The sequence below is a fragment of the Dysgonomonas termitidis genome, assembly GCF_042654545.1.
Lineage (GTDB): Bacteria > Bacteroidota > Bacteroidia > Bacteroidales > Dysgonomonadaceae > Dysgonomonas > Dysgonomonas termitidis.
On sequence record NZ_JBHSGN010000012.1, the window covers coordinates 1 to 12,163 of the forward strand.

Genomic DNA, 12,163 nt, shown 5'->3' on the forward strand with positions numbered 1-12,163 from the left:
CTTTCATTTGGGGATATACTTTTGATAAAATTTACAATCTATAAATAGCAACTTAAATTATATTAGTATAGTTCCCAATTTTACAGACTCCGCCATATCTGATCCATACCCTTTGACAAGCTAATTTAGTATGGTCACCAACAATTAAACTGCCATCATTAATAATATATTGGGGCCTTACTGAATTTCTATTTAATTCAAAAAAACTGTATTTATTAATTTCAACAATTGCCCCATTTGTAAGAAATAGTTCGACGCCTTCAAGCCTAACCTTTTCTTTAAGAATTAATTTTGAAGACGAGTCTACGAAAATATCAGAGTTTTTAACTATGGCAGTGTTGTCTATTTCAGCTACCCCTCCCCGAATTATGCGTACGTTTGATTTGTATCTTTTATACTTCCATCGAGTTTCACTGCATTTTTTTATTATTCGAGAAATAAATGATGACATATTGTATCCTTTTTTTGATGAATATCTGCAATGTTTATTACAATCTTTTCAAAAATCCAAGTATCAATGACTTACATATCCGAATCCCATCGTTTTTTACCAAGAAATTCAATGTAATATATAGAATGGCAAATAAACTACCATTTATTAAGAGATTTAATATATATATATTCGTGTCAAAACATAGATATTTCCAAAATATCAATATACTGGCAAACGGAAAAACATAACTAAGTATAGATTTTAATTGATCTTTAATGGGTAATCCGATAGTGGATCGAGTAGTAAACACCGAAGGAATAATCTTAATAATCCCTGCAATGGATATTGCCCATATATATCCTTTAAAGCCGAAATATAAACCAATCGGAATTGCACAAAGAACCAAGATATTCCGGAAAACACTTAGCCCAAGATACATTGTCATCCTATTTACTACTGTAAGTATGGTATCAAATACAATTGGTAGACATAATGAGATAGAAAATAATCCTAATATTTTAAATATTTCAATTGAGCCTTCCCATTGTTTACCGTAAAGGAAGAGAATTAAATCTTCAGCGCATACATACATCAAACCTGCAAATAGAAAAGTCAAAAAAGATATTACATGCAGTAGTTTCAAAACACTATATTTAAGGGCATTGAGATCATTTTGCAATTTACTTAAAGAAGGAAGTAGTACATTTCTTATTGAAGAGAATGAATATTCTATTACAAGATTATTTAATGATTGGGCTCTATTGAATAATCCTAATGTTGAAGCTGAATAAAGTTTTCCTATAATAAGGGTATCCAGTTGGCGTATAATTCTATTTAGCAATGTAGATAATGTCATTTTCCATCCAAAAGAGAACATATCAGACACTGATTTCGGGTTGAAAATAAATTTAGGACGCCATGAAGACATAAACCATATAGATGTGGTATAAATAATCCATCCAGCAAGATTTGAATAAACTAATGCCCAAACATTAAAATCAAATATCGCCAACACAATACCCAATATTCCTGAAGATACTCCAGAAATCAGTTTTGCAATAAACGGTTTACGGAAATTTAAGGAACGTTGGAATAATGCAGTCTGTAATGTTCCAAACGAACTGATAAGAAAGCACATTGATGTGACGGCAACGATACTACGTAACTGCGGTACATCATAAAACCATGCAAAAACAGGTGCACAAATGAAAACAAGCAGTGTACAACAGCCACCTATCAATATATTAATCCAAAATACAGTAGATGTTTCGGTATCAGTAACTTTATTTTTTCGTATTATAGCATTGCTAAATCCAAAATCAGCTAAAGTATCTAATATAGCATTTAATACCATTGCCATACTTACAAGACCAAAGTCCACCGGAGTAAGCAATCTCGCTAAGATCAATGTTACAATGAAGTTCCTCAATTGATTAATCATCATGCTAAGGAAGTTCCAGACACTGCCCTTAAGACCTTTGGTTTTCAGTTCTGATACATCAGGCATTTAAATGCTTTAATTATTTATAGTTGTACAACAAATTCCCACAATCTGTATGGCTGTAAATCTTTATTTTATCAATTTATAAACGTCCATCAACAATATCGCGAGGCAATAAACCCTTGACATCATAAATAACGCCATCCTTCTTAACGAGACTCTTGACATTGAGTTCAAGGAACTGTTTGTGAGCTACTCCAAGGATAATTGCATCGAACTTTCCAGTCGGTAATTCACTCACAATATCGATGTTGTACTCATGCTTGACTGCCGCAGTATTTGCCCAAGGGTCATAAATAGTTATATTATTGGTATATTCAGCAAGAGTACTATAAATGTCCACGATTTTAGTATTGCGAATATCCGGACAATTTTCCTTGAATGTTATGCCAAGTATGAGGATTTTTGCGGCCTTTACAATTACACCCTTCATATTCATATATTTGATCGTCTGATTTGCGACGTATGCTCCCATACCGTCGTTCAAACGACGGGCAGAAAACATGATGCGTGGCAGGACTCCATACACTTGCGCTTTCTGAATCAGATAGTATGGGTCCACACTGATACAATGTCCTCCTACCAAACCGGGATTCAGTTTGATGAAGTTCCATTTACTCGCAGCCGCATCGATGATATCTCGAGTATCAATGCCCATTGCATTGAAAATTTTTGCCAACTCATTCATAAATGCGATGTTTACGTCACGTTGTGAGTTTTCTATAATTTTGGAAGCTTCCGCTACTTTTATTGATGGGGCTTTATGGGTTCCATTGACGAGTACAGAGTTGTAAACACGATCTATTATGTCCGCAATCTCAGGAGTAGAGCCAGAGGTTACTTTCTTGATTTTCTCTACAGTATGTTCCTTGTCGCCAGGATTGATACGCTCAGGAGAATAACCGGCAAAGAAGTCTTCATTAAATTTCAAGCCACTCACTTTCTCTACTACCGGCAAACACTCCTCTTCGGTTACTCCGGGATAAACTGTAGATTCATAAACAACGATGTCTCCTTTGGCTATAACTTTGCCAACGGTTTCACTTGCCCTCCAAAGCGGCTTCAGATCCGGACGATTGCTTTCATCTACGGGCGTTGGGACAGCCACAGTATAGAAGTTACAATTTCGTATTTCTTCTATATCAGTGGTACACTTAAAACCATTAGTTATCGCTTCTTGCAACAATTTGTCTTCGACTTCGAGTGTAGCGTCATGTCCGTTCATCAAGGTATCCACACGAGTCTGGTTCATGTCGAATCCTATGGTTTCATACTTGGTTGAAAATAAACGAGCCAAAGGAAGTCCAACATAACCTAAGCCTATTACGGCAATCTTTATTTTGTCCATTGTTTTTATGAATTATTAGTAATTATGCAGCGAAGTCATCTTGACTTTTCGTTTTTGTTAATTTTGTTCAATAATATACTCATAAATGCCAGATAGTTGAAGGCTTTCCATGTTGATGCCTTGGGTTCAAATCTGTTAAGCAATGTTCTGCATGAATCCATCTAGGCATTTGCTTTTTCAATAGCATATCTTTGTTCATAAAGAAATTCATCAAATAATACATCTTCTTTCTTATCTTCATTTCTTTGGTTTAGAGCCGTGTTAGCTATTACATCATGTTCAAAGCGCTTATTTCTAAACCCTGCTGAATCGAATCCAGCATCAGCATTAATAAATAAACCATCAACAGCAATTCTGGCCTTGCTTAAAGTGCTAAAGAGTTCATCTAAACGATCTTCAATATCATTGAGGTCATGGTGGTTACCTGCTACAGGAAAGATAATGTCATAAGTGGGATGCCAATCTGTATCCATAACCATTCCATTTTTATATAAAGTCTGATTTTTGAATATCTCATATTACCAATTTTTTCAATATTTATTTTTATTAGAGAGTTATCCTACTCGGCTATACAGTTATAAATATCTTTCGTATGCAAAATTCCATCTATAGGAGATTTTTAACAGAAGAGCCTTTTTCTCAAGATGGACAGCATGCTGTCAGTGATTATTATAATTACCTCCATAGCCATAGTTATACCCATACCGCCCTTGCCTATATTGTGTTCCGTTCAGGAGCAGGGTCATATTATTGAATTGTTTCCTTTCATACATTATTCCTATCTCCGGAAGCATTCTCCGGTCCATAAGTCCTGACCGAACTACAAAAATTGTCAAATCAGTAATTTTACCGACAATAGAAGCGTCTGCGACTATCTCAGCAGGGGTGCAATCCAAAAACACATAATCATATTTCTCTTTCAAACTGTCCAATAGTTCTGAGAATTTATTGCTTAGCAGAAGCTCTGCCGGATTTGGAGGTATCGTCCCCACCGGCACTATATCCAGATTCGGATGAACAGATTCCTTTTTAATTATATATTCCACATTATCTATCATATTGCCCAGATAGTTGGATACCCCTATCGGAGGAGAACCTATATATGTGCTTAATGAAGCTTTTCGCATATCAAGATCTACAACGACAACCTTTTTCCCTTTTATAGCCATGCTTATGGCCAGATTCATTATTGTGAATGTTTTTCCGGAACCGATATTGAAAGATGTAAACATGATGACCTTTTGATGCTTCTCCCCGTTTGTGCTCAATATAAAGTCAAGATTAGTACGTATAACCCTGAACGCTTCATTCATGTAATCTTGTTTTCCTTCGCGAACAATAATGTCATCCCTATTCTTCGGCGGCTTGTTTTTCAACAACAACCGGTTCTTCCGGTTCATTATCAGAGGAATTTCCCCAATAAACGGAATGGACAGGAATGTCAAGTCTTTTCGTCCCCTAACTGTTGTATTCAGATTCTCCTTGATAAATATGATAATAACGGGTAGCAGAAATCCTATGATAACCGTGGCCAATAAGATCGGCATTTTTCGGGGAACTGTCGGGAACATGCTCCCCGCTGGGGGAACTATCAGTTTGGTATTGTAAGCAGTAAAAGCCTGGGATAATTCATTTTCTTCCCGCTTCTGTAATAAGAATAAGTAAAGGGCTTCTTTTACTTTCTGCTGCCTTTCTATAGAAAGAAGGTGTTTAGCTTGCTTTGGACTTGATGCGATACGACTGGTCGTTTCTTTGTCTGATTTTTGGATATCTTTTATTTGGGTATTAAGCGATACTGACAAATTTTCGACAGAATTTATTACTCCATTACGCAAGGTTTTTAAAGATTGGGCTAAGTCCTGCGCCAGAGGATTTTTGTCGCTGCTATTTGCCAATATAGTATTATACCGTAATAATATTGTATTATATTCATCGATCTGCTTTTCTATACCGGCGCTTTCAATTCCCATATTTGCAGGCAATAACTTATCCTTTGTATTAGAATCTTTGAGATAGGATAAAATATAGCCGGCAATAGTATATTGAGTACTCAATGCTAGCATCTTAGTACTATTCTCATTTGATTGGGCCATATACAAGTTAGAAGCAGCCTGAATATCCGGCATTAAATTCTCGCTTTTAAATTCCGATATATTGTCGTCAACATTGCCTAATTCATTTTCAATAACATTCAATCTCTCATTAATAAAAAGAGAAGTATTCACCGCTACCTGATTCTTGTCCTTAACCCAATTCTCGTTGTACACGGTAATTAATGTATTCAATATATCTTCTGCCCGCTGAATGGAAACATCATTTATCACAATGTCAACAATCGAAGCTTTTTCATCGGCTAAAAAAACATTCAGGGCCTTGGTATAGTAATTTACGACATTAGACAGCTTACCTTTTGAATATAATATTTGCTTACCTGAAAAATCTCCGGAACAATCCGAAGTTGCTGAAATAATAATTTTCCCCCATGGAGTATTAACCGGTTCGGACAAGGCGCCGTCTATTATTTCAGATACTTTGGAATCATCGCTGTTGAAAATCAACCTGGAAATTTTTATTTTATTTTGAGGCAGCAATTCTATTGAACAAGAAAAAGGCATTGCCTCTGATAATGAATCAACAGAAACACGAACCGGCGCATTTTTGTATAGTACTTTTTCTCTAAAGAAACCATCAATACTATAATTTTCATACAACTTCAGACGTTGTACAACTTCTTGCATCAACAATGGAGATTTTAATGTTTGTATTTCATTGTGGATGTTAGTATTAGATTTAAATAAGCCCATATCAGAAAATGTACTTATTTCATCCGACGACATCCCTCCTTTAGAATTGTCTTTAATTAACACTGACGCGGAACGGGTATATATCGGAGCTGTAATTGATACATATATAAATGCAACAAACAGGCTAATGGCAAGTGATATAGCAAACCAATGCCATTTTGCGACCGACATGTACCATAAATCTTGTATCCGGATGAATTCTTCTTCTGGACTCTTTTTCATTTTTAGTAATATTTTTTTAACAAGGATTCCTCTTTACTTGAATATCAACACACTTAATGTAGCTGCAAGGGATACAACCGACATCCATAATGATACAGACTTTGCATTGTTATCATTTACAGTAGACTGTCCAGCCCGCACATTATTGGGTTCTACATATACGATATCGTTTTGTTGAAGGTAATAGGCCGGGGAAGAAAATATCTCTGAAGAACGCAGATCCATCTTATATGTAATACGGCCTCCATCCTTCTCCCGCATGACAAAAATCCTGTCACGTTTGCCATAAATAGTGAGGTCGCCGGCCATACTTATGGCTTCCAGGATATTTATCTGATCGCGGTCTATACTATATTTTCCGGGAGATTTCACTTCTCCGAGCATAGATATTTTCAAATTCATGAAATCGACTGTTACAACCGGATCATTTATCAGATTCTCATTCAACAACCGTTCTTTTATCATAGATGACAATTGCTTCCTGTTTAACCCCGCCACATGAATACTCCCCAATACCGGGAAATCGATATTACCGTCTGAATCGACGGTATAACCCAAAATCTGATTGTTCGTATTTTCACTTGGGATCGTACTTCCCGCCTGGTAGGAAATTTTTGGCAAATTGAAAAGAGCGGCAAGCTCGGGATTCTTACTCGACACGACTATCGAAATCAAATCTCTCGGCATAACTTCTATATCAGAAGATTTAACAGTTGTAATATTTTGTCCGACAGGGATATCCTGAAAATATACAATATTTTTAGATGAATTACAGGATGAAAGGAATAAAATACAAATGGGCAAAAATCCAAATAAAGATCTCATAAAATTCTATACTTAATAAATGTTTGATTATTCTTATTAATAAATATCACTGGTATTGAAGTAGGTTATTCTGTATCAGCCAAGATTTATTCCAAAGAGCCTTAAGAAAAATTTTCACTGAAATTTGGACAGGCTCCTAATATCCCACGCTATATAATTTATACTAAAAATCCCTCGTTTCAGTTATTTCAGCTAATTGTCTCTTACGAATTTTCATTGTTATCAAGACATGCATGGCAGTCCACAACACAATATCGAGAATCAGCAAAATATTAATGTTCACATACGGCACTAACAAAACATTGCTTGCTCCAAAAAATACTGCGATTGACAATATTACTATCATTGTGGATTTATGGGACAGACCCAAATTCAGAAATTTGTGATGGATATGGTTCCTATCCGGTTTGAAAGGACTACGTCCGCAACGCACCCGGTGTATAACCACCCTTATTACATCAAACATAGGCACGATAAGCAAGGAAAATGCTATTACAATAGAATGAGGAATCTGTACCATTTCCGGCTCGAAGTAGCATAATTTTATCGTAAACACGGAAAGTAACATCGCTATAGTAAGAGAACCTCCGTCTCCCATAAAAATCTTATGTCCTTTTTTTACATTTCCAAAAACATTGTAATAATAGAACGGAACCAGCATCCCAAACGCAATAAAAGCCTGTATGCAATAAAACCATAAATGGAGATACATAAAAATACAACCATAAAAAAGAAAAGCGATCATGCTCAATCCGGAAGCCAGACCGTCAATGCCATCAATGAGATTTATGGCATTAAGGATAAAAATTATAATAAATATAGTAAGAGGTATCCCGCAATATAATGAAATATCATAAATACCGAAAATACCATATAAATTGTTTATCCATAAACCGGAAGCTACAAAAACAGAAGCTACAAAAGCCTGTATAAGAAGCTTATGCCGGTATCGCAGGCCTACCAGATCGTCTCCGATTCCGGTCAGATACAATATCATGGTGCAACATAATGTTAATATCCATTCTTTTATGGATTCAACACCAACAGAAATATCCAGTGTGTTCCTGAAAATAATATAAACATATAAGAATGATGACGATACAAGCATGAATGTCGGAAAAAAAGCGACACCGCCCAGTCGGGGGACAATACCTATGTGTACTTTCCTTTCATCTATAATATCAAATAGTTTTTTCTTAAACGCTATAAACCGGATTTGAGGTATAAGAAACCACGATGAAAGCAGACTAATGATAAATGGCAAAAAACAACAAATACATAATTCCATATTTTTCTACACTTTTTGATGATATCCAACTAAAAAACAAGTTATTATCCAGTTAAAGATTATCTATCTTTTCTAAAAGTGACGGATGAATGTGCGCGCTTACTACAGCAATCACCCCATCGATATTAACCATGATCCGCCTGTCTCGCTTTATTCTAATGATGGTGCCTTCTACCCCTTTAAAAATGCCGTTGGTAACTCTTACCCGCGTTCCATTTTTCAATACCGGAGCAATATGTGTTAAATAGAGTGTTTGTTCGTTCTGGGTACTGGATATAGCAATAAAATGTTTCATTTGCTCATCAGGAACAATGATTGGCATTTTCCTTGCTTTATCAATCATATACCGGATGGGGAGACTTCTCTCCAGCTCCTTTTTTAAAATATCCAGGGTCGAACGGTTGGTATGAATGAAAATCAGATTATGGATAGCAGGTAATAATTCTTTTTTGGTTTTTCCATTCTTAATGGTTTCGGTCAGTTTTAAAGGTATGAAACTCTCTGTTTTTATGGTATCCAAATATGCTTTTAGCTTAATTTCCCTACCATAAGTAACTCTAATGGCAAACCATTTGTATGAATCATTTTTTTTGACTGGCATACTTCACAAAATAATATACCTTGGGGACACCCCGATAACAACATTATCGGATTAATTTGATTATGAGTAAATTAAAAATTGAGTATATACCAAATTTGCACTATCCAGTAACAAATTCCCTCTATGAGTATTATTAAAAAGATTATTCCTTTGCTAATTCTTATTCCTTCACAAAATCAAGACTGTTTAGCAATTAAAAAATAATTATCTAGCTCATGACTTCATACTCTTATATAGATAAGAGACATTTTACTATACAAACAATTTTTTGTCAGGTAGAAAAGGTTCTTTTATTGAAAAGTATCAATAAATACCGCATTTAGTTTACAAAAATAATAGATAATTCTTTATTTATATACATATTTCATTTAAAAAATTTATTAAAAAGAATATGTCCGGACAACAGACTTTTTCTATTTGAATTCAGAATATAATTCATGCTAAAACATAGGTCAACTTTATAGATTTTTTGAAGTTTACTATAATTAATATGAAAGTGCTTCATCTCAGTTTCATTTGGGTATTTTATAGTAAACCTTAAACCTCCCGTTTTTTATAAAGCCGGCAAAAGGGCATGTTTTTATATACATTGGTCAAAGCACGTGGAAGTTCAGGAGCAGTTAATCGATAGTATTGAATTTCTGTAAGCCTGGGTATTATTTCCATAAGTATAATTTTATGCAGACAAAGTTAGATTCAATGTTCTACATATACAATTATCAAAGTATAATATACTATCAATCTGATTTTTAATCTCACAAAATGTAATTTAAAAAAAAATCGATAAACAATCATGTTTTCTTGATAGAATATGTTAATTTTGGACATTATCTATAACGAAAAAATTTATGAATGAAGTGGTTGAGAAAAAAAACTCCATACATCAGGGTAGGAATATCCGGTTTGCCAGAGAATTTAAAGGCCTATCCCAACAGGACCTGGGCGATAAAATAAATAAACAACAAAGTGAAATATCCAAAATAGAAAATCAAGAAGTAATTGAAAATGAAATATTAGACCGGATTGCGCTTGCTTTGGATGTAAGTGCAGATTTTTTGAGAAATTTTGATTTCCAGAGTGCAACGAAGAATTATTACAATGACACTACCATACATTCTGCTGAAAAATCACAAGATGTAGTGAATCAAGGTGACCAATCTCAAGTTTTTAATTACTATCCACTGGAACAAGTAATGGAAATGACAACCAAACTGCTTAATATGCAAAAAGAGCATTACGAGAAAGAAATGCGGTTGTTAGAAGAAAAGCATGAAATAGACAAGGAAAAAGCGTTGTTAAAACAGGAATTAGAATTCTTGAAGAATAGTAAATAAATAATCAGGATAGACATACTACCCGCTGATTTTTTTCAGCGGGTATTTTTATTTATAGTAAATCCCCATCATGAGTGGATATTACCATGAAATGATTGTTTGTTTTTTAGAAAATACTTTATCTATATATTAAGCCAATAGCCTTTAGCTGATAGCTCTTTGAAAGAATGAACGAGCCCCCTCAATCCCCCACCTTAGCTTTGAGGAGAGAAACCTTGGCTTTGAGGAGAGAAAATAATTGATAAAAGTGTAACTTTTGTGACTTTTTTGATATAGTTACGAGTTTGCCTCGCCTTCGCTTCGGCGAATGTTATTTCTGCGCCCTTTGGGCAGTTACAAGTTACAAGTTACAAGTTACGAGTAGACAAGATACAAGATACGGGTTGTTAACTGCTGACCGTTTACTGTTTACTGATATATCTGTTACCTTTGTTACCTTTTTTGAGTTGACAGTTACGGGTTTTGTCACTTCGCACCGCTAACGGCTAAAAGCTATCCGCTAATAGCTAATTCTGTTAACTGATGACTGCTAACTGTTCACTGATTTTGTGTTACTTTTGTTACCTTTTAACTATTAACTGTAAATATAGGTTAATTTAATAATGGCCACAGAAAGTATATTGTTAAAATAGGGATGATATCCGATAAGAGATTATATTAATTAATCAATAAATATTTCAAATGAAGCATGATCTTTTAAACAAAGCCAATTCGATCTTTTAAACAAAGTCAATACTACTAATACTATCTACTTTTGCTCTAACAAAACATATAAGAAATGAAACGGAATAATAATCAGGGAGCGTTACAAAAACCTATTGGTTCAGGATTTAACGCAAAATCGAATACAAGCGATGTAATTAAAGGCATTGACCTCACAGGAAAAATCGCCGTAGTAACGGGAGGAAACACCGGGATTGGTTTGGAAACAGCCAGAACACTTGCAACCGCAGGAGCCAGGGTTATTGTTCCTGTACGGGATATTGAAAAAGCTAAGAATAACTTACAAAGTGTTGCCAATATAGAAATAAGGCCTATGGATCTGATGAATCCCGTGTCTATTGACACCTTTGCTGAAACATTTCTTGCTTCAGGCAAACCTCTTCACATTCTCATCAATAATGCGGGGATCATGTGGGTACCGCTTCGCAGGGATAGCCGAGGCTTTGAATCTCAATTGGCCACCAATTATCTAGCCCAGTTTCACCTTACGGCAAGGTTATGGCCGGCCTTACAAAAAGCGGGCGGAGCGAGAATAGTCAATATCAGCTCATACGGGCACCAGTTCGCTCCTTTCAATTTTGAAGATCCTAATTTCCTAAACAGGGAATATGATACATTGCAAGGTTACGGACAATCAAAGACGGCTGTAAATCTGTTTTCCCTTGAACTGGACAACCGGGCCAAGCTATCAAAGGTTAGGGCTTATGCGGTACATCCCGGCTCAATCGGAGGGACAGAGCTGGGAAGAGAAGCACCGCGTGAGTTGTTTCAAAAAATGGGTTTCTGTGATGCGGAAGGGAACTTACTGCCGGAAATAACTTCATCATTGAAAACAATACCTCAAGGTGCCGCCACAACTGTTTGGTGTGCCACCAGTTCGAGACTGAATAATGTGGGTGGTGTATATTGCGAAGATGGTGACATAGCGGAACTGGCTTCCGATCCTTCGGTGCCAGGAGGAGTAAAACCCTATTCTCTGGACGAAGACAATGCCAAAAAGCTGTGGAAGTTAAGCGAAGATATGACAGGTATCGTATTTAATATCAGTTGATCCGGTCAATAAGAAAAGAATGATCTTTTAAAC

General features: G+C 35.5%; 10 protein-coding genes. 2 read left to right on the forward strand and 8 right to left on the reverse strand.

Annotated elements, in window-relative coordinates; translation table 11 throughout:
* Positions 1–52: 52 nt before the first annotated feature.
* The 8 genes from ACFO6W_RS02285 to ACFO6W_RS02320 form a co-directional block, all read right to left on the reverse strand.
* A complete protein-coding gene (locus tag ACFO6W_RS02285) occupies positions 53–451 on the reverse strand; it encodes a hypothetical protein (protein ID WP_379993688.1) in 399 nt (132 codons plus the stop codon).
* 37 nt (positions 452–488) lie between these two features.
* Positions 489–1,940, reverse strand: a complete 1,452-nt coding sequence (locus ACFO6W_RS02290; protein WP_379993689.1) for a lipopolysaccharide biosynthesis protein — start codon at positions 1,938–1,940, stop codon at positions 489–491.
* 76 nt (positions 1,941–2,016) lie between these two features.
* Positions 2,017–3,282: a nucleotide sugar dehydrogenase gene (locus ACFO6W_RS02295; protein ID WP_379993690.1), complete on the reverse strand. Its 1,266-nt coding sequence runs from the start codon at positions 3,280–3,282 to the stop codon at positions 2,017–2,019.
* Between the two features lie 161 nt (positions 3,283–3,443).
* Complete coding sequence (locus tag ACFO6W_RS02300; protein WP_379993691.1) at positions 3,444–3,755, reverse strand: hypothetical protein; 312 nt, start codon at positions 3,753–3,755, stop codon at positions 3,444–3,446.
* Positions 3,756–3,941: 186 nt separating this feature from the next.
* Positions 3,942–6,308: a GumC family protein gene (locus ACFO6W_RS02305; RefSeq protein ID WP_379993692.1), complete on the reverse strand. Its 2,367-nt coding sequence runs from the start codon at positions 6,306–6,308 to the stop codon at positions 3,942–3,944.
* 33 nt (positions 6,309–6,341) lie between these two features.
* Entirely contained in the window at positions 6,342–7,133 is a 792-nt protein-coding gene (locus tag ACFO6W_RS02310) for a polysaccharide biosynthesis/export family protein (protein ID WP_379993693.1), read from the reverse strand.
* 163 nt (positions 7,134–7,296) lie between these two features.
* A complete protein-coding gene (locus tag ACFO6W_RS02315; RefSeq protein WP_379993694.1) occupies positions 7,297–8,421 on the reverse strand; it encodes an MraY family glycosyltransferase in 1,125 nt (374 codons plus the stop codon).
* A gap of 52 nt (positions 8,422–8,473) precedes the next feature.
* The gene (locus ACFO6W_RS02320; RefSeq protein ID WP_379993696.1) at positions 8,474–9,022 is read right to left on the reverse strand and encodes a UpxY family transcription antiterminator; all 549 of its coding nucleotides are present in this window, start codon (positions 9,020–9,022) and stop codon (positions 8,474–8,476) included.
* An 848-nt stretch (positions 9,023–9,870) separates the two neighbouring features.
* Between ACFO6W_RS02320 and ACFO6W_RS02325 the strand changes: the two genes are divergently transcribed.
* A complete protein-coding gene (locus ACFO6W_RS02325; protein WP_379993697.1) occupies positions 9,871–10,356 on the forward strand; it encodes a helix-turn-helix domain-containing protein in 486 nt (161 codons plus the stop codon).
* A 778-nt stretch (positions 10,357–11,134) separates the two neighbouring features.
* Positions 11,135–12,130, forward strand: a complete 996-nt coding sequence (locus ACFO6W_RS02330) for an SDR family NAD(P)-dependent oxidoreductase (protein WP_379993698.1) — start codon at positions 11,135–11,137, stop codon at positions 12,128–12,130.
* The last annotated feature ends 33 nt before the right edge of the window (positions 12,131–12,163 follow it).

What these genes read in the sequence shown, in the direction of transcription:
- ACFO6W_RS02285 (WP_379993688.1), bottom strand. Translation starts at nt 451, where the DNA reads ATGTCATCATTTATTTCTCGAATAATAAAAAAATGCAGTGAAACTCGA.
- ACFO6W_RS02290 (WP_379993689.1), bottom strand. Translation starts at nt 1,940, where the DNA reads ATGCCTGATGTATCAGAACTGAAAACCAAAGGTCTTAAGGGCAGTGTC.
- ACFO6W_RS02295 (WP_379993690.1), bottom strand. Translation starts at nt 3,282, where the DNA reads ATGGACAAAATAAAGATTGCCGTAATAGGCTTAGGTTATGTTGGACTT.
- ACFO6W_RS02300 (WP_379993691.1), bottom strand. Translation starts at nt 3,755, where the DNA reads ATGGATACAGATTGGCATCCCACTTATGACATTATCTTTCCTGTAGCA.
- ACFO6W_RS02305 (WP_379993692.1), bottom strand. Translation starts at nt 6,308, where the DNA reads ATGAAAAAGAGTCCAGAAGAAGAATTCATCCGGATACAAGATTTATGG.
- ACFO6W_RS02310 (WP_379993693.1), bottom strand. Translation starts at nt 7,133, where the DNA reads ATGAGATCTTTATTTGGATTTTTGCCCATTTGTATTTTATTCCTTTCA.
- ACFO6W_RS02315 (WP_379993694.1), bottom strand. Translation starts at nt 8,421, where the DNA reads ATGGAATTATGTATTTGTTGTTTTTTGCCATTTATCATTAGTCTGCTT.
- ACFO6W_RS02320 (WP_379993696.1), bottom strand. Translation starts at nt 9,022, where the DNA reads ATGCCAGTCAAAAAAAATGATTCATACAAATGGTTTGCCATTAGAGTT.
- ACFO6W_RS02325 (WP_379993697.1), top strand. Translation starts at nt 9,871, where the DNA reads ATGAATGAAGTGGTTGAGAAAAAAAACTCCATACATCAGGGTAGGAAT.
- ACFO6W_RS02330 (WP_379993698.1), top strand. Translation starts at nt 11,135, where the DNA reads ATGAAACGGAATAATAATCAGGGAGCGTTACAAAAACCTATTGGTTCA.